Annotated in this window: 21 protein-coding genes; 9 read left to right on the top strand and 12 right to left on the bottom strand. The window is 58.8% G+C overall.

Going from position 1 to position 16,030, the window contains the following annotated elements; all coding sequences use genetic code 11:
* Window positions 1-123 precede the first annotated feature (123 nt).
* From ND528_RS03150 to ND528_RS03110, 9 genes are all read right to left on the bottom strand, one after another.
* Window positions 124-1,353 carry a site-specific integrase gene (locus tag ND528_RS03150; RefSeq protein WP_263469660.1) on the bottom strand — a complete coding sequence of 410 codons (1,230 nt, stop codon included), beginning with the start codon at window positions 1,351-1,353 and terminating at the stop codon, window positions 124-126.
* Between the two features lie 106 nt (window positions 1,354-1,459).
* Complete coding sequence (locus ND528_RS03145; protein WP_178081155.1) at window positions 1,460-1,630, bottom strand: hypothetical protein; 171 nt, start codon at window positions 1,628-1,630, stop codon at window positions 1,460-1,462.
* Complete coding sequence (locus tag ND528_RS03140) at window positions 1,620-1,871, bottom strand: hypothetical protein (protein ID WP_263469659.1); 252 nt, start codon at window positions 1,869-1,871, stop codon at window positions 1,620-1,622. Before ND528_RS03140 ends, ND528_RS03145 begins: the two co-directional genes overlap by 11 nt.
* Before the next feature lie 64 nt (window positions 1,872-1,935).
* Window positions 1,936-2,229: a hypothetical protein gene (locus ND528_RS03135; protein WP_150638700.1), complete on the bottom strand. Its 294-nt coding sequence runs from the start codon at window positions 2,227-2,229 to the stop codon at window positions 1,936-1,938.
* A gap of 15 nt (window positions 2,230-2,244) precedes the next feature.
* On the bottom strand, window positions 2,245-5,043 hold the full coding sequence (locus ND528_RS03130; protein WP_263469658.1) for a toprim domain-containing protein: 2,799 nt from the start codon (window positions 5,041-5,043) through the stop codon (window positions 2,245-2,247).
* A 2-nt stretch (window positions 5,044-5,045) separates the two neighbouring features.
* Window positions 5,046-5,279: a hypothetical protein gene (locus ND528_RS03125; protein WP_064392761.1), complete on the bottom strand. Its 234-nt coding sequence runs from the start codon at window positions 5,277-5,279 to the stop codon at window positions 5,046-5,048.
* Between the two features lie 75 nt (window positions 5,280-5,354).
* Window positions 5,355-5,720 (bottom strand): hypothetical protein, encoded by a 366-nt coding sequence (locus tag ND528_RS03120; RefSeq protein ID WP_263469657.1) that lies wholly within the window; start codon window positions 5,718-5,720, stop codon window positions 5,355-5,357.
* A complete protein-coding gene (locus tag ND528_RS03115; protein WP_110645150.1) occupies window positions 5,717-6,190 on the bottom strand; it encodes a YmfL family putative regulatory protein in 474 nt (157 codons plus the stop codon). The genes ND528_RS03120 and ND528_RS03115 overlap by 4 nt, the downstream gene beginning before the upstream one ends.
* A gap of 29 nt (window positions 6,191-6,219) precedes the next feature.
* The gene (locus ND528_RS03110) at window positions 6,220-6,432 is read right to left on the bottom strand and encodes a helix-turn-helix domain-containing protein (protein WP_263469656.1); all 213 of its coding nucleotides are present in this window, start codon (window positions 6,430-6,432) and stop codon (window positions 6,220-6,222) included.
* Between the two features lie 78 nt (window positions 6,433-6,510).
* Between ND528_RS03110 and ND528_RS03105 the strand changes: the two genes are divergently transcribed.
* On the top strand, window positions 6,511-6,867 hold the full coding sequence (locus tag ND528_RS03105) for a helix-turn-helix domain-containing protein (protein ID WP_263469655.1): 357 nt from the start codon (window positions 6,511-6,513) through the stop codon (window positions 6,865-6,867).
* Between the two features lie 85 nt (window positions 6,868-6,952).
* On the top strand, window positions 6,953-7,147 hold the full coding sequence (locus tag ND528_RS03100) for a hypothetical protein (RefSeq protein WP_263469654.1): 195 nt from the start codon (window positions 6,953-6,955) through the stop codon (window positions 7,145-7,147).
* Window positions 7,148-7,188: 41 nt separating this feature from the next.
* Here ND528_RS03100 and ND528_RS03095 read toward each other — a convergent pair whose 3' ends face one another.
* From ND528_RS03095 to ND528_RS03085, 3 genes are all read right to left on the bottom strand, one after another.
* Window positions 7,189-7,440 (bottom strand): ogr/Delta-like zinc finger family protein, encoded by a 252-nt coding sequence (locus tag ND528_RS03095; RefSeq protein WP_263469653.1) that lies wholly within the window; start codon window positions 7,438-7,440, stop codon window positions 7,189-7,191.
* A gap of 74 nt (window positions 7,441-7,514) precedes the next feature.
* Complete coding sequence (locus ND528_RS03090) at window positions 7,515-8,384, bottom strand: phage portal protein (protein WP_263469805.1); 870 nt, start codon at window positions 8,382-8,384, stop codon at window positions 7,515-7,517.
* Window positions 8,296-10,338, bottom strand: a complete 2,043-nt coding sequence (locus ND528_RS03085; RefSeq protein ID WP_263469804.1) for a terminase large subunit domain-containing protein — start codon at window positions 10,336-10,338, stop codon at window positions 8,296-8,298. Before ND528_RS03085 ends, ND528_RS03090 begins: the two co-directional genes overlap by 89 nt.
* A 162-nt stretch (window positions 10,339-10,500) precedes the next feature.
* Between ND528_RS03085 and ND528_RS03080 the strand changes: the two genes are divergently transcribed.
* From ND528_RS03080 to ND528_RS03050, 7 genes are all read left to right on the top strand, one after another.
* Window positions 10,501-11,424: a GPO family capsid scaffolding protein gene (locus tag ND528_RS03080; RefSeq protein ID WP_236169505.1), complete on the top strand. Its 924-nt coding sequence runs from the start codon at window positions 10,501-10,503 to the stop codon at window positions 11,422-11,424.
* A gap of 2 nt (window positions 11,425-11,426) precedes the next feature.
* Complete coding sequence (locus tag ND528_RS03075; RefSeq protein ID WP_110645156.1) at window positions 11,427-12,446, top strand: phage major capsid protein, P2 family; 1,020 nt, start codon at window positions 11,427-11,429, stop codon at window positions 12,444-12,446.
* Window positions 12,443-13,165, top strand: a complete 723-nt coding sequence (gpM, locus tag ND528_RS03070) for a phage terminase small subunit (protein WP_252887147.1) — start codon at window positions 12,443-12,445, stop codon at window positions 13,163-13,165. Before ND528_RS03075 ends, gpM begins: the two co-directional genes overlap by 4 nt.
* 97 nt (window positions 13,166-13,262) lie before the next feature.
* On the top strand, window positions 13,263-13,778 hold the full coding sequence (locus ND528_RS03065; RefSeq protein ID WP_263469652.1) for a head completion/stabilization protein: 516 nt from the start codon (window positions 13,263-13,265) through the stop codon (window positions 13,776-13,778).
* Window positions 13,775-14,227 (top strand): phage tail protein, encoded by a 453-nt coding sequence (locus tag ND528_RS03060; RefSeq protein WP_263469651.1) that lies wholly within the window; start codon window positions 13,775-13,777, stop codon window positions 14,225-14,227. The genes ND528_RS03065 and ND528_RS03060 overlap by 4 nt, the downstream gene beginning before the upstream one ends.
* Complete coding sequence (locus ND528_RS03055; RefSeq protein ID WP_263469650.1) at window positions 14,214-14,897, top strand: phage virion morphogenesis protein; 684 nt, start codon at window positions 14,214-14,216, stop codon at window positions 14,895-14,897. Before ND528_RS03060 ends, ND528_RS03055 begins: the two co-directional genes overlap by 14 nt.
* Before the next feature lie 11 nt (window positions 14,898-14,908).
* Window positions 14,909-16,024, top strand: a complete 1,116-nt coding sequence (locus ND528_RS03050) for a DUF2586 domain-containing protein (protein WP_263469649.1) — start codon at window positions 14,909-14,911, stop codon at window positions 16,022-16,024.
* The last annotated feature ends 6 nt before the right edge of the window (window positions 16,025-16,030 follow it).

Raw genomic sequence — 16,030 nt, 5'->3', positions numbered from 1 at the left:
GATGCGAGTAGTGAACATTGGCCTTGAGCTATAGACAGAATTCCACCTATGTTAAATCGGCCCCCGCACCTGGCTCCTGGTGTGGGGGCTTTTTTTTCGGGCGTTGGTGACCGAGTTTTGCTATTACACTGGATGACCGGATGCCGGCAGACCGGATTTGCCGTCTTGTTCCCCCGTGGAAGTAACCGGTGACAGTTTCAAGGCCATTTGCAGCATTCCGACCACATCAGGTCCGTCTTCATTAATCCACGTCCCGTAGTGCTGACGGATCATGTTGCCGTTGGTATGTCCCATCTGTTCGGCGATCCAGTCGATCGACGCCACCCCGGTGGTCAGCAACTGGCTGGCGTAGGTGTGCCGGCATTGTCCCGGCCCCCGGTAACGAACGCCGGCGGCGAGCAAGTGCGCCTTGAAGAAACGATCGCGCACCACGAAGTCATTGGCATGCGGCAGCCCGGTTTTGGTGTTCAGGAACACGAAGTGCAGTTTGTGTTTTCGCACCGTCTTGTTGTCCCGCTCAACCACCTCCACGGTTTCCGCTTTTCGGTTGCGGTTCAGCGCATCGATCTTGCGCAGGGCGTCCCACGCCGGTGCCAGCAGGCGCACCCGCCGCGTTGATCGGCGGGTTTTGGTTACGCGATAAGCGCCCCGGACCTTGGACCGGCGAAAGGTCACCGTGCCTTGCGACAGGTCGACGTCCTCCCAGGCCAGGGCAATGGTTTCGGATACACGCGGACCTGCCCACAGCATGAACTGCACCATCAGCAGTTCCTGAGTGCGGTGGGTCGGGGTCTCGAGGATCTGCCGGATTTCGGCGCGGGTAAACGGGTCCGGTGCTTCGGGGTCTGGCAGGCGCACCATCAACCCCTCGGTCGGGTCGTGCGCGACTTTCATGCGCGTGCGATACAAGCGGAACACCTGGCGCACATTGCTGATGATGTCGCGGATGGTCTTGTTCTTCAGGGTTTTGGACAGCGTGTCCTGAATCCATTCCTGCAGGTCTAGGTGATCGATCTGGTTGATCTGGACCTTGCCCCAGCGCGGGCGCACATGCACTTCGGCCTTGTTGGCGTAACCTCGGTAGCTGGAAGCCGCGACACTGTTGGCCTTGATTTTCAGCCACAGATCCAGGTAATGGCCGAAAGTGTTTTCCACCAGTCTGGCCGAATTGGGAAAGTGCCGCGCGTAGTCGAAGGTACCGGTCTGGATCTCGTACTCGATGATCTCGGCCAGGCGCTTGGCCTGGGCCACGGTGGCCGGTGTGTTGCCGCCCGGGAACGTCTCCCGGCATTTCTCCCCGTTGTACTGAAAATAGATCCTCACGGACTTACCGCGAGTTTCAACCCCACTCATGTAAACCCCTAACGCTGTACTCGTATGTCGACAGTCTGACGATCGGAAACAAAAAGGCCCGTTTCCGGGCCAAGTATCTGCGGGTGCGTCTTCTGGTGGACGCGGCTTATGCCTTCGGCTTGGGATGGCGCAGATGAGCGTTCAGCCGCTGACGCCGCCGGCTGCATTTATCGTGATTGCCCTGGGCTCGCCATTTGCCGCACTGATCGCACACGCTGGTGTAATCGATGTTCCAGGGAAAGCGGCGCACCGGTGTTACGGCTGGGTCACTGGACATGGCGTGAGTCTCCCTGTGTGGCGGGGCGGGCGAGTAGCTGACTGATCACGGCGGCATCCGTCGCGCTCAGATCGCCCAAGCGGCTGGCCATCTGGCTCAGGCTTTCCAGGCGCGTGCGGGCCTCGGGGGTTTTGTGCACCAGGTAGCCGATGACGGCGGCGCCGATAATCGCGGTGGCCACCAGGTGCCGCGCCGGTGTGGTAGCCTTCGCGCCGATGCTGCTGTGGTTCTGTGCTTGCATGGTTAGGGTCCTCAGTTGTAGTCGGGTGTCGGGGAGCTGCAACTCCTCGACACTGTTTTTTTCCTCAGTCCTTACGTGCCAGGTGGATCACCAGGCCTTCGAAACGCGGCTCATGTTCAACACATGACTGCCATTCCAACACCCGCAAAATCTGTTGCCGGCTGCAGTCGTCCACGAGGATTTCGCGCTGCCCAGCGGCGGCTCGAACTTCCAGCATCTGCAGCAAACCGTCCTCTGCGTAAGCACCGGCCTGAATGATCGGCGCGCGTTGTCCCGCCAAATCCAAACGGTCTTGCACCGACTGGAGCTTGTTGGTGTGGCCGTCGCCGGCATTGCCCATAAACACTTGGATCTGCATCGGTCTTGCTCTCCTTTACGCCTTGAATGTCCAGCACTTGACCGTGGTCGGCCGGGGTTGGGAAACAGGGTTGCGGTGATTGAAGGCGGCGCGCACGGCGCTGTGCACGGCCTTATTGCTGTCGAGAAATTTGCGCGAGCGCGACTCCTTAAGCAGGTCGCGCAACGTGGCCACGTCCGCCAGCTTCTGTTTGTGTTCGGCGGCGCGCTCGCAGAATTCGTTGAGGTTGATAGCAATCACCGCCGGGTCACTGCTGTGGTCGACCACCGGGTCTTCGCTCAAGGATTCGAGGTAGTCATAGACTTCCCAAAATTCGGCGACGGCCGGATGGTCGGAGCTGATCGAGGCCTGGCGTTCAATCGCCATCCGAACGATCTGCCGCTGCGTGGCAGCGACCTGCGGATCACTGAGTTTCAGCACCAGGCGCAGACCATCCAGCAGCGATAACAATTGCGCGTGGTTCTTGCTGATGCGCTCGACCCGGATGTAACCGCGCAGGTCGTAGCCGCAACTGCTGCAGTTGCCTTGCTCGCTCGCATAGGCCGTACCGCAGGCAAAACAGTGCGTGTGCAGACGGCGCAGCTTGGCTTCGTGTTCGGGCATGCGCTGGGCGAACAGCTCTAGCACAGCGGACTCTTTGCCCACGGCGCGCAACAGGAAGTGACTGAGGATGCCGCCGTCCAACGCATTCAACTGATCGGCGGCCGCACGGCTTTCCGGCGTAACGATCGGGCGCACAAAGTGCAATTTAACGATGCGCGTCATGATCGCTTCGTGCGCTACCACCGCCGCGTTCTGGCTGATCGCGATCGTTCCGCGAAAGGGCGGTTCATACGTCTCGTTGCCCGCTGTCTTGACGCCTTTGGTGGCCAGCGTGCCGCCGCCGTAGAAGTCTTTCAGCTCGTCCCATTCGAAGGTTTTGGCGTGCGCCCGATCGTCGCTGTGGCGATCGGCCTCAAGAAACACCACCGGCATGCCGGACACCTGACCCATCAGGCGCGAACGCCCGGCCTTGGTTGATTTCATCGGGTCGAAACCCTCATAACCTTCGCGGCCGAGCAGTTTCCACAGCAGGTTGAGCAGTGTGGTCTTGCCGGCGCCGGCTTCACCAGTGGCTTCCAGGAAGGGGAAGGACTGGTAACGTGCGCGGATCTGTTCGCAGAACAGCGAGCCGAAAAAGAACACCAGTGCGACGAAGCCCTGGGCGCCGAAACAGGTCCACAGCAACTGTACCCACTTCTCGTTGAAGTCTTTGCCATCGCGCTGCAGCTTGATTGGTACGCCTTTCTGCAGCGTTTTCAGGCGCAGCTTGCCGAACTCGAAATAGTCTTCGCTGTTGACCTTGTAGGTGGTGCCGTCCTTGATCGCGAGGTCGCCGTAGACGTAGCAGGCGTATTCCTTGCTGTAGCCGACGTAGTCGATGGTCGATACGGTTTTGATGCCAAACAGCTGATCCTTCATCAGCTTGTCGAGCTGCTGGCCGCTGCCGGTGAACATGGCGCCGGCCGCCATGCCGAGCAGGCGTTTCTTGAATTCACTCGCGGCGGACAACTGGCCGCTGGTGAAGGTGTTTTTCACACTCTCGGAGTCGTGGGGGAAGTCCACACGCAGGTAATACCAGGACTCGTCGGTGACTTCGTTGCGCTGGAAATACAGGGCTTGCGGGTAGCAGTTGGCAATCTCCACGACGCTGCCGGACTGCTGCAGTGCCTTTTCGCGCTGTTGCGCCTGGTTAAGCAATTGATCGTCATGGTTCTCGCTGTCCTCGATGTCGGACATGGCGCGGTTAAATTTCTCCATGTCCAACTTGAACCAGTACAAACGGTTGCCAAAGCCCAGGTGAAATTCGCCGCGTTTGTTCCAGTCGTACATCAGCAAGGCTTTTTCCGCTGCGCTCTCCGCCAGCAGCAGCGCACCCTGGTGGCGAGCCTGTTTGACGTCCGTGGCGATCTGCTCGGCGCGCTTGGCGTCGTCCTGAATAAAGCTCCAGCGCTGGTGCAGGTCGTTCCAGTCCGCCTTGCGGCTGTCGCGTTGCGGAATCAGTGCTGATTCGCAGACGAAACCCAAGGCGCGGGCATCGCGGACCCAACGTCGGGTGTAGGCGTTGGCGCTCGGCTCGTTGTCCAGCGCCCATACCAACTTGGGCAGCTTGCCGCCCTCTCGGGTCTTGATTAGGGCTTTGAGCGAGTCCGCAGGGAACGCGTTGGACGACATGGCCGACACCGCCGCGATGTCGTTGTGCACCAGGGCGATGGCATCAAAGATGCCTTCGACAATCCACAGCTCCTTGACCTCAAGCAGGTCGACGCAGGGCGGGCACCACCAGACGCCGCGATAGCTATCTTTGGATTTGAAACGCGCCTTCATCTTGCCGAAACGGTGCGGCTGATCGATCAGACGTTCCCACCAGCCGCCTTTTTCCAGAGTAAAACGCACCGTGGCGCTGCCGGCGTTGTGTTCAGGCGAATAGAAGCTTTCTTGTGTGAACCAACCTTGGATCAGTTCGAACCGAAAGCCTCGAGCGAACTCCAGATAAGCCCGGGCAGTGGCATTAGGGTGCTGGTCCGTCGCCGGCGCACGCTTACTCCAGTCTTCAAACAGATCGTCGTACAGCTCTTTCACGTGCAAGGTGTGGCCGCACTTTTCAGGACGTCCACAAATCACCATCCATGGCGTATCGAACCGTGAATACAACTCCTTTTTCTTGCACTTGGGGCAGGTGCCCCCGCGCATGTAATCGGTGCCCACTCGGTGCTTGAGTCCGAAGTCGAACTGGAGGCGCTGCAGCACGTCGTGGCGGAGATCTTCTTTCATGGTTACTTCACTGCTTTGAGGCTGAGGGAGAGGGCGGCCATCAGGCGTTTCTGTGCCGCCATCACCGGAGTTCTTTCGAGAATCGAGCTGTGCCGTTTTTCTTGCGGGACGTACCGGTATTCATCCGCGTACCAGTAGTCGTTGAGGCTCAGACGGTACTGCTCGCGCATCGCAGCCAGCAGTGCTTCGGCTTCTGCGGGTGGCAGCTGGGTGGTCAGAATTACGGCGTTTCCCATCTTGAAACCTCGATTTCGGGCGCAGCTCACCCAAACCCACGGGATACGGGAAAGGCGTTGGTTTGAGGGTTGGTGTTACGAGTAGGCTAAGCGAAAGCGGCCGATGTCTGGCGCGTTGATGATTCGCTCATAGATGACGCTGACCGGTACGGCCCACTGTCTGCCGGTGGCCGGATCAACGATCACGGTATGCGTCGACGTGCTGCTCTGGATGTTCAAGCGTTGCCGATCGCGGACAGCGACCATGGTGGTGCCCGCCAGATGGACGATCTTTTCGGCGACCTGCGTTTTCACGTCGTAGTCTGCAACCAGGAACTGAACAGCCCGGCTGAACAGTTGCTGGTCGTCGCTCAGGTGTTCGCAGTGGTGACGCTCAAGAAACGACAGCGCAGCGTTCTGCAGAACATCTTGATATTCCGGTACTGCAGACAAATTGTTCATTGAGCTTTTCCCGCGCGGTAGAGAGCGATGGCAGCCAGCACTTCTGCGTGCCTGGCTGCTACGTGGAGGTTATGCGCGTCCATGATGAATTCGGCTTCTTCGTCACTAATCGATCCGTCTTCAAGAGCGGCGGCGATTGCTTGATCAACGCAACCTCGCTTGGCAGAAACTTGAACAGAGCGTGCGTAAAGTTCGACGTTGTCCAGCGTTTCAGGGTCAGCCATCGGCACGAACAGTCCCCCATACATCGAGGCGATGTAGTTGGGGAAATGATTGGTTCCACAGTCCTGCTCGAGCATGAAAACTTGGGTATCACTCAGAGGGCTGCAGCCCGCATTTTCGTAGGCATGGTTGTCGAACTTTTTGAGCTTCAGACCTAAGCGTGCTGCTGCAGCTTCGCGGCCGCCGTTATAGCTGCGAATGATCTCGCTCATGACTTCTTTGCGTGTGTCTAGGATTGGAGTTTTCAACTTCTACTTTTCCCTATCGAGAGCCGCTATTACTGTTCGATCACACCGTCTTTGACGCCGAGTAATACAGCGGCGCGGTGTGCCTCCCCACGGCGACATTGGCTCTGCCCACTCAGCACCGCATAAACGGTGCTGGGACTCAAATCATGAAGAAGTGCAAAGTCCTTCGCGGATTGCCCGCGCTTTTCTAAAGCTTTCCGCGCTTTCTGGCGGGCTTGCTCGCTGATACTGATGTTCGGCATAGTGCAAATCCGTGCAATTTCATGTGGTGTGAAATGCAGAATGATGCATCTTGATGCATTTGTAAATATTTGGGATGAATGATTTTGCATCTTTCTGAAGAAATTGGTTCTCGCCTGCAGGAGGAGCGGAAGCGCTTCGGCATGACACAGGGTGAGATCGCCGAGGCAATTGGCGTGGTTAAGCGAACCCAAGCAAATTACGAGGCAGGGACGAGCGATGCTCCTGCTTCGTATCTCAGCAAGCTTGCTGTCCAGTTCGGTTTTGATGTGCCCTACATCCTTACAGGTGTGCGTACAAATCTTTCAGAGAGCGCTTTAAACGAGATCGAGGACTCTTTGATAAAGCAATATCGGATCATCCCGGAAGACGACCAGAAAGCAATTCGTCGGTTCTTAAGAGCGATGGTCGATGATGTCGTAAAAAGTTCAAGGTAGCTTCTGCAGAATCAGACTTTTCTTATTAACTGTTTCGATACGCTCCCTTAAGTCGGTTCGACAACGCACTTTATGGAGTAGTGTCATGTTGAATCTGAAACGCGACGAGCGATCCCCGCTTAGTAGCGATGAAAGCTACCTGGTCGACCTCTATCGTACGATGGTTATTGATGATCAAAAGCAGGTAATGCGCCTAGCTTGTTTGTTAGCGAAGCATCCAGATCCAACTGACGAACAGGAACTGGCAACGCCTCTTTACCCAACGCAGCTATCCATATGAAGTAACCGCTAACGCTTACGCGTTGGCGGCTCAACCTCTGCTCATACCTGTGCTCCCAACTGCTCAAAAAGCTCTCTCTGTTTCGCCCTTGGCATCTCGCGCAAGCTGTCGATTAGCATCCGTTCGAATGTTTGCGACGACGGACTGAGCGTGTGGGAGAACGTGAGATTAGCGACCCAGGTGTGTCCGCACTTAGCGTCTAAACATTGGCAGTACAGCTTTACGAACTCTGTCGTCACTTCCTCTCGCGAGCCAATTCGCCCTTTGTGCCCGCATTTGCATACCACTCTCATTGTGTCCCTCCCCAGGGCAACTTATCCCCTTAATACTGCCACAAAAGGTAGTGTTTTTAGTTGCTCGACCTAGCTTATGCAGATGAATCCTCGGCAGCGAGACCGGACTTCCAGCTAAAACGTCTGTCCACTCGCAGGCAATCGTTGAGTTGGCTGAATAGCTGACAGATTGGTCTGATCTCATTGCTTGTGTAAACGCGATCAATCTTTTCGATGTCTCCGAATCCACCGGTGTTTTCCGGGATGATGCCGGCCAGCGCTGGATTCATTCGCCAGGCGGCAATGACGTCGTTTCGGGTGATGTTCTTCACCTTCTCCAGCTCGTCTTTCGCCTGGAAGTCCCCGACAGGAATGATCTGGATCGCGTTTTCCTTGCCGTTGGGGATGTTCACGAACATCGAGCGGAAGTTGCCCACGCCCTTGCTGGCACTGATCTGTGCGCGCAGCTCGTCTTCGTCCTCTTCCGTCAGGTCAGGGTCGTTCGTGTAGAAGATGTAACCGGCGTGCGCGCCGTTGCTGTAATAACGCCGGCGGAAGAGGGTGGCCGCCTCATTGAGCAGCAGCGCCTGCAGGCCGCCAAGGTAGTCTGGAATCCCGTAAATGTTCTGTTCAACGTCGTAGTCCAGGACATGGGAGATCTCATGCTGTTCGAACTCCATTTCCTTGTTGTCGGGCAGTAGCATCACGTAACCACCGTCGACCTTAACCCGCATATTGATTGCCGGCAGATGCTGCAGCTCCAGCACTTGGCCGAAAGCGTTGGTGTCGTTGTAGAAGTACGCTTCGCCAAACACCATGTAATCCAGTCCGGCGCGCCCCATCGTTTCGGTGCTGCAGCCGGCCGAGGGAATGAACTCACGCAGCAGCAGGTTGCGCTTGAATTTCGGAATGGCGCCGTGGTGTGCGTTGGCGCGCAGCAGTTTGGCCAGACCAACCCGCGACACCGGAGGTTTGTAGATCCTGCCGTCGTCGCTGGGGAACACGCCCACGTACTCGCCGATGTTGCCGGACAGCACCTGTTCCGGTTCCCCGAACGTAAACGAGCGCATCGGTTGCTGCGTTGGTTGGGCTACGTGTTGCTTTCTGCGTTTGCGGTTGGCCATGGCTGGTCTGATTACTCGTGACGTAGCGGCTACGACGCCGCTTGTTGGTGTTCAAAGGTTCGTTGGCCAGGGCGTGCATCACCGCCCAAGCAATGTCGGCGTGGCCGGTGGCGTCGGTGCGCGAAGCGCTGTAGGTGATCTGGCCGCTGTTGGTGGCGCCGCGTTTGATGGTCAAGAAGGCCTGCGCGATGTCCGTCCAGCCTGCGTCCCACTCGATGCGACTGCCTTGGATCGTGTCCTGGGCTTTGAGCACCAGGGCGTTTTTCGCCTCAAGGCTGTAGTGAATGGGTGTCGCCTTGGCATAGAAGTCGCGCACCAGGTCAAACACGCCGTAACCCACGCCTGTGACGTCGATGCCGATGTGCTGAACGTTGAAGCGCTCGGTCAGTTTCTTGACCTGTGCGGCCTGGTAGGTGAACGAATGGCCACGCCAGCTGTGCTTCTCCAAAATGCGGAACTTCGCCCCGGGTTCGAGTGGCGGCGCGATGACCACACAGGTGGCGTCGTCGCGGGTGCGGCTCGGGTCGTAGCCCAGCCAGACCGGACTGTTGCCGAACGGCCGATCCAGATCCGGGTTGTAGTCCTCCCACAACGACAGATCCGAATAGCACCGCTCCAGATCCTTGAGGCTGAATGCGCTTTGGGTGCTGTCGATGAATTTGCAGTAAAACAACTGCTGAAATTTGTCCTCGTCGTACTCCAGCTGCAGCTGCTCGAGGTCGAACAGATCGCAGCCGCCGGCGATTGCATCGTCCAGGGTGATCGTCTTGCGCCATTGGCCGTCCGGACACAGCGCACCCTGTGTATACGCTGCTTCGCTCGGCCACACGCCGCCAGCTTTCTTGCCGCGTTTGCTGTTGCGGAATTCTTCGCCTGACCAAAACGGGTATGCCTGGTGCGATACCGCGCTGGGCGTTGAGAAATAGGTTTTGCGCCACTTCTTGTGTGTGCCCATGGCGCTCGCCACGGTGCTGAGTTTTTCGAAGTCGCGGATCCAGAAATATTCGTCCACGTAGACGTGGCCGTGGTAACCCTGCGCGGTACTGCTGTTTGTGCTGAGAAAGCGCAGTTCGGCGCCGTTGCTCAGTGTGATCGGATTGCCCGTAAGCTCGATGCCGAACCACTGCTGGGCGAACTGGATGATGTAGCTGCGGAAGATCTCGGACTGCGATCGGCTGGCAGACAGAAAGACTTGGTTGTCACCGCTCAGCACGGCATCCATGAAAGCTTCGCCGGCGAAGTAGTAGGTCAGACCGACCTGCCGGCTTTTGAGGATGTTCCGGACGCGGCGGGTCAGCGGATTCTGTTTCGCCTCGAACAGCTCTTTCTGATAGCCGTACATCTTCGAGATGAATTTATCGAGAAAATCCACCTCGGTAAGGCCGCTGATGTCGTTCTTGGCCTTCTTTTCGCGCTTCTTGGCGCCGCCTGCGCCCCGCTCACGGCGTTGACCAGGCTGCCGTTCGCGAGGCTCGTCCGGACGATCAGACGGCAGCGCCGGCGAAGGTTTCGCGGACAGCTTTTTCAGGCGTTCAAGCAGGCCAGTCAGTCGCTCCAGTTCGTCCAGTTCAGCTTTCGTCAGCGGATCGACTTTTTCCAGGATCAGGGTGATGCGCCGATTGACCGCGCTTAACGGTTCTTCATCCGTGAGCATGTCGTCCCAGCCGCCTTGGCGGATCCAGTAGTAGACGATGCGGATATTGGGCAGCTTCAAATGCGCCTGTATTTCCTTTACCGAACAGCGGCGCAGGTAGAGGCGTTTTGCGGCTTCTTTAACTTCGGTCGGGTAGTTCATGGTCCGCAGTCTATGCGGCAAAAAAACCGGAAACGCGGGGTGAAATGCTGCGATTCGCCTATCTAGCGGAAGTAGGAGAATCCTGAATTTCAACCGTTTGTTTGGCGGTAAACGGCTCCCTATCGTGGCGGCTCATTCAACGATTGAGCGCAGTTACCACTCATGCCCCGTTCCCTTGTCTCCTACTGGAAACGTGTTGCCACCAGCGGCCCGACCGTCGATGGCCGCGAGATCCTTCCCCAGGAACTGCGTGATATCGCCGACACATACACACCGGCCAAATACACCGCTGTCATCTGGTGCGACCACGAGCGCTGGCCTGGTTCACACGGCACCGTATTCGCTGTGCGCCTGGTGGAAGAGGGCGAGGATCTGGAGCCCGGACAAATTGCTCTGGAAGCCCAGCTAAAACCGAACGATCGCCTGCTGTACCTCAACGATCAGGGCCAGAAGCTGTTCACCAGCATCGAAATCACTCCGAATTTTGCCGGCAGCGGCAAGGCCTATCTGACAGGGCTTGCGGTGACCGATTCGCCCGCCAGCCTCGGCACTCAGGAGCTGTATTTCTCCAACCGAACCAGCCGGGCTGCGTACTACGCGGCATCCCAGGAACTCGGTCCGCTGCGCGAATCCGAGCCGCAGGGCGAGATCGGCCGACTGGCCGCCATGTTCACCCGCCTGTTCAAGCGTTTCGGTATTGAAGACACCCCCGCCGAAACCACTCCGCAAACCCCAAACGAGAGCAAACCCCCAATGGATGAAGCTACCGCCACGGCCCTCAAAGCCTTGCTGGCCCAGCTGCTGGTTGTCGCCGCCGGCATTCAAGCCGTGATCGAGCCTGCCGCAGAAGATGCACCAGAACCCGATCAAGCCCCGATCGATGATGTCACTGAGGCGGTGGACGAGATCGTCACCACGGCCGAAGAAGAGCGCGAATTCAAGCGCAGCGGCGGCGGAAACAAAGCTGTGCTGGCGGCGTTGGCCGACCTGCAGAAGCAGTTCACCGAACTGAAGAACACCAGCAATGGCCGTCAATTGCCGCGCAACGCTGGCCCCGCTGACAAATCCAAAGCGCGGGTACTCTGACCATGGCCCGTTCACTGAGCGCCTACGGCGCCAAGATGTATGCCGAAATGCAGCTGGCGATCGCCGAAACTTACGGTGTCCCGCTGTCCAGCAAGATGTTTTCCGTTGAACCGTCGATCGCCCAAGAGCTGAACGACGCAATCACCGCAAAAGCCGATTTCCTGCAGCGCATCAACGTCATTCCGGTGACCGAGATCAAAGGCGAGAAAGTATTCATCGGCGTGTCCGGCCCGGTCACCGGCCGCACCAATACCAAGACCACCGATCGCGAAGCGAAGGACGCGTCGGAGCTGGATAACAGCACCTATGAGCTGTCGTCGACTGAATCTGACGTGGGCCTGCCGTACGCGAAAATCGACGCCTGGGCCAAGTTTCCGGACTTCCACCAGCGTTACTCGGCGGCCGTCCAGAAACAGATCGCCCTGGATCGCATCATGGTCGGCTTCCACGGTTTGAAAGCGGCTGCGCAGACCGACATTGAAGCCTATCCAATGCTGCAGGACGTCAACAAAGGCTGGCTGCAGCAGCTGCGCGAGCAAGCGCCTCAACAGGTTCTCAAGGAAGGCAAGGAAGCGGGCAAGGTGACACTGGGGCCGGATGGCGATTACGCCAACCTGGACGCCCTGGTACATGACACCAAGCAGATGGTGGACGAACGTCTGCGCGACGGCGGTGACCTGATCGCCATCATCGGCACCGACCTGTTGGCGGCTGACAAAGCGAAGCTGTACGCCAAGCAAGGCGACGTGCCGACCGAGAAAGAGCGCATCGAAGATGCCCAGGTGATCGCCACCTATGGCGGTCTGCCGAGCTTCAGCGTGCCGTTCTTTCCGGTCAACGGTGTGCTTGTAACCAGTTGGGACAACCTGTCGATCTACTTCCAAGACTCCAGCTGGCGCAAGCAAACCGTGGACAACCCGAAACGCTCCCGCGTCGAGGATTACAACAGCCGCAATGAAGGCTATGTGATCGAGCAGTTGGAGAAAATCGCGCTAACCGAGAACGTGGAGCTGGTTAAGTGAGCCTGGCTCTCGCACACAAGCGCCGCACTTTGGCTCAAGGAACCGCTGCAGTGATTGCTGCTGCAGCGGCACCGCTGGCGTATTCGCCGGCGGAAGCCCTTAGCAGCCCGGCCAACGCTAAAAAGCACCTGCTGCTGATGGAAGCCTCGCTGGATCAGGATCTGCAGCGCCTGAGCGATATCAAGGGTCTTGCCGGGCGTCAGGCGCTCAAGCGTGAGGAACTGCTTCCCAAGTACCAGGACTTCATTCAGCGCTACATGGACTCGGGCCTGGTGATGCCGAACCGCGTCCTGGTCCAGGTGATGGTCTGGCTGTTCGACACCGAGCAGTTCGAAGACGGTCTGGCACTGGCGGACTTTGCGATCGAGCAGGGGCAGGAAATGCCGGAGCGCTTCAAGCGACGCGACGTACAGACCTTCGTCGCGGACGCGGTGATCGACTGGGCTTACGCCGAATACAACGCCCAGCGCAGCCCGGAGCCGTACCTGTCTGACTTGCTGCCGCGCGTCGATGGTGAGTGGGAGCTGACCGAACAAATCCCGAGCAAGTACCACAAGTTGATCGGCATCCGCGCCATGGAGGCCGAGCAGTGGGAAACCGCGCTCAAGCACCTGGAGCGCTCGACCGAGCTGTACGCGAAAGCCGGCAACGAGACGCGAATCAAGAAGTGTCGTATCGCCCTGGCCAAACAAGCACCCGCCGTCACCGGCGCCCAATAACCGACTACCCCCCCAGCGGGGAACTGTGGACGTGTGTCTGTCATTCATGGCCAGCCCCACGGAAAACAGTCTCCCCGCCCTATTTGAGCGGTCAGCAATGAGCTTTTCCGGTAAACCCACCACGTTTGTGGAACAGATGATCGAGAACGACGGCTTTTGGCCGGATCTGTCTGTTGCCGAATTCCAGAAAGGTTACCGCCTGCCGGCGGAGTACCTGGTGGACATGCTGGCCGCTGACCTGACCATGGCAATGGTCGAGGTCAATGCCGATCTGGCAGAGCTGAAACAACGCTGGCGAGCCCTTGGCGTAAACAGTGTCGAGGTTCCCGATCCGCTCAACCTCCCGCCGAAGCAGATCAAGGAATGGCCATTCATCCAGACTGATCAGAACCTTCTGCCTGATAACGCGTTGAAGCTGAAAATCTATCGCCGCGCCGTGTACTGCCGGGCCAAGGCGAGCGCGTTGCAGCAGTTCGCCACGGTGACCCGCCGCGAAAGCGCAGAGAACACGGGCAAGGAAGCGCCGGAACGCGAAAGCACGTTCCTGGCATTCAGCCAAGCGGCAGTGCGCGCCTTGCAGGGCCGTAGCCGCATAACGGCGGCGCTGCTATGACCAAGCTCCAGGGGCTGACTGCCTACCTGCAGGAACGCCGTCTGGTCGAACCCGAACAGCTCGACAGTTTCACCGAGCAGGTGAAGCTTGCACTGATCTGGAAGCCCGACGTCGACGGGATGCATCTGGGCGACATGCACTATCGCGCTGTGATCGTCCTGGAGCGCTTCGCCGACCATCCGGCGCGGCTGATGGCTCTGGTGGGCAGTTGGCTGGAAAGCCACGACGTCAACCGTGACCGTCACGAGCTGCCGGCGCCGGAATTCCTTGTCGAGCCGGTCGACAACGACCTGTTCGACGTGGAAATCACGCTGGAGTTTGTCGAGCCGCAGTATCTGGCCGAGGACGACGCCGGCGAGATCCAGGCCTTTGGCAAAACGTGGGCGTTCGTCCCGTTTGACCTGTGGGTTGCCGAGCGCGGCGAGGTGGCCACCGATGGCCGGCCGTAGCACGTTCGAACTGGACATTCGCGGTCGTTTGGGCGTCCGCGAGCAGTTGGCATTGCTGAGCCTTCCGCCGCAATTGCGCCGCCGCTTGCTGAATCAGGTCACCAAACGCGTGCGCACGATGAGCCGCAAGCGCGTGCGTGAGCAGAAGAACCTGGACGGCACGCCGTTCGCCCCACGCAAAGGCGACGGCAAGGGCAAAAGGAAGATGGAAGCCGGTCTGGCCAAGTTGATGGTGGTCACCCGGGTAAGCCCTGATGAAGCGGAAATGGGCTGGAAAAACGCCCTCACCCGATGGGTCGCCGCACAGCAACACAACGGCGTCAGCGAACGCCGTACCGCTCAACAGATGCGCCGCTGGAACAAGACCCCACCGGGTTTGGCAGCCACCGACAAGCAAGCCAAGCGCCTGCGCCGGTTGGGCTTTCGCGTGCGCCAAGCGGGCAAAAAGACACTGACCCGGCCGTCGGTGGCGTGGATTCAGGAGCATGTGAACTACGCCAAAGCCGGTTTGCTGATCCGGATCCTCGACGACCAGCGCAGCGAAAGCACCGGCGCGCAGAGCTGGGAGATCACGCTTCCGAAACGCCAGTTCATCGGCGCCGAAACCGAACGCGAAACCAATCTCCTGATTAACCAGGTGTTGCAACAAATCCTAAATTCACCCCGCTAACGAGGCACTGCATGGCACTCGGTCAAGTCACCGTCGACAATCTCAATCTAGGCCAGGGCGCCGTGACTGAGGTTGAGCGTTACTTTCTTTTCATCGGCCCGGCCGCCAAGAACGTCGGCCAGTTCATCCCGCTGAACACCGACAGCGACTTGGACACCGCGCTGGGCATTCCAGCGAGCGACCTCAAAACCCAAATCGCTGCCGCGCGGCAGAACGGTGGCCAGCGCTGGGCCTGCATCGCGGCCCCGATCGGCGCCGAAGGTGACTGGGCCACTGCGCTGGAAAAGACCCAGCAACAGGGCGTGTCCGTCGAAGCGGTGATCATCACCAAGCCTGTAGTGAATGCTGACGAGCTGTCAGCGATGCATGACGCAGCCGTCACCCTGAACAACACCTACGGCCGCCGAGTGTTCTTTCTGGCGAGCAGTGTCGGCATCGCCGTCGACCAGACCTGGGCGCAGTACCTCACTGAGCAAAAGGCCTTGGTGGCAAACCTCGCCGCGCCGCGCGTAGCTGTAGTGCCTCAATTGCACGGCAACGATTTGGGCGTGCTGGCTGGCCGCTTGGCCAATGCGGCGGTGAGCATTGCTGATAGCCCGATGCGCGTAGCCACCGGTGCCGTGCTGGGGCTTGGCGAGGTGCCTGTTGATAGCGAGCTGACCCCGCTGCCGTCCGCCGTGCGCGCTGAGCTGGACCGGGCGCGGCTATCCGTTACGCAAACCTACCCGGATTACCCAGGCGTGTACTGGGGTGACTGCAACATGCTGGACACCCCCGGCAGCGACTTTCAAGTCGTGGAATACCTGCGCATCACCGACAAGGCCGCTCGCCTGATTCGCCCGCTGCTGATCCGCCGCGTCGCCGATCGCCGATTGAACAACACGCCCAACAGCATGGCGGTGAATACCAACCAACTGATGGCGCCGCTGCGTGCCATGGCCAAGTCCATCAAGTTTGCCGGCGAAGTGTTCCCCGGCGACATCGAGCCGCCGAAAGACGGCGACCTGGTGCTGGAATGGCTCAGCAAAACCAAGGTCGCGGCCTACATCAAGCTCAAACCCCTCAACTGCCCGAAAGACCTGACGGCGAACATCGCCCTCGATCTTTCCACCGACAAAACGGAGTAACACCCC

The sequence above is a fragment of the Pseudomonas mercuritolerans genome, from assembly GCF_025706525.1.
GTDB classification, from domain to species: domain Bacteria; phylum Pseudomonadota; class Gammaproteobacteria; order Pseudomonadales; family Pseudomonadaceae; genus Aquipseudomonas; species Aquipseudomonas mercuritolerans.
Note: the sequence above shows the minus strand (reverse complement) of the source record. Positions and strands in the feature narration are given on the sequence as shown.

Coding starts and splice junctions, on each gene's coding strand:
- ND528_RS03150 (WP_263469660.1), bottom strand. CDS start 1,353: ATGAGTGGGGTTGAAACTCGCGGTAAGTCCGTGAGGATCTATTTTCAG.
- ND528_RS03145 (WP_178081155.1), bottom strand. CDS start 1,630: ATGTCCAGTGACCCAGCCGTAACACCGGTGCGCCGCTTTCCCTGGAAC.
- ND528_RS03140 (WP_263469659.1), bottom strand. CDS start 1,871: ATGCAAGCACAGAACCACAGCAGCATCGGCGCGAAGGCTACCACACCG.
- ND528_RS03135 (WP_150638700.1), bottom strand. CDS start 2,229: ATGCAGATCCAAGTGTTTATGGGCAATGCCGGCGACGGCCACACCAAC.
- ND528_RS03130 (WP_263469658.1), bottom strand. CDS start 5,043: ATGAAAGAAGATCTCCGCCACGACGTGCTGCAGCGCCTCCAGTTCGAC.
- ND528_RS03125 (WP_064392761.1), bottom strand. CDS start 5,279: ATGGGAAACGCCGTAATTCTGACCACCCAGCTGCCACCCGCAGAAGCC.
- ND528_RS03120 (WP_263469657.1), bottom strand. CDS start 5,720: ATGAACAATTTGTCTGCAGTACCGGAATATCAAGATGTTCTGCAGAAC.
- ND528_RS03110 (WP_263469656.1), bottom strand. CDS start 6,432: ATGCCGAACATCAGTATCAGCGAGCAAGCCCGCCAGAAAGCGCGGAAA.
- ND528_RS03105 (WP_263469655.1), top strand. CDS start 6,511: ATGATTTTGCATCTTTCTGAAGAAATTGGTTCTCGCCTGCAGGAGGAG.
- ND528_RS03100 (WP_263469654.1), top strand. CDS start 6,953: ATGTTGAATCTGAAACGCGACGAGCGATCCCCGCTTAGTAGCGATGAA.
- ND528_RS03095 (WP_263469653.1), bottom strand. CDS start 7,440: ATGAGAGTGGTATGCAAATGCGGGCACAAAGGGCGAATTGGCTCGCGA.
- ND528_RS03085 (WP_263469804.1), bottom strand. CDS start 10,338: ATGAACTACCCGACCGAAGTTAAAGAAGCCGCAAAACGCCTCTACCTG.
- ND528_RS03080 (WP_236169505.1), top strand. CDS start 10,501: ATGCCCCGTTCCCTTGTCTCCTACTGGAAACGTGTTGCCACCAGCGGC.
- ND528_RS03075 (WP_110645156.1), top strand. CDS start 11,427: ATGGCCCGTTCACTGAGCGCCTACGGCGCCAAGATGTATGCCGAAATG.
- ND528_RS03065 (WP_263469652.1), top strand. CDS start 13,263: ATGAGCTTTTCCGGTAAACCCACCACGTTTGTGGAACAGATGATCGAG.
- ND528_RS03060 (WP_263469651.1), top strand. CDS start 13,775: ATGACCAAGCTCCAGGGGCTGACTGCCTACCTGCAGGAACGCCGTCTG.
- ND528_RS03055 (WP_263469650.1), top strand. CDS start 14,214: ATGGCCGGCCGTAGCACGTTCGAACTGGACATTCGCGGTCGTTTGGGC.
- ND528_RS03050 (WP_263469649.1), top strand. CDS start 14,909: ATGGCACTCGGTCAAGTCACCGTCGACAATCTCAATCTAGGCCAGGGC.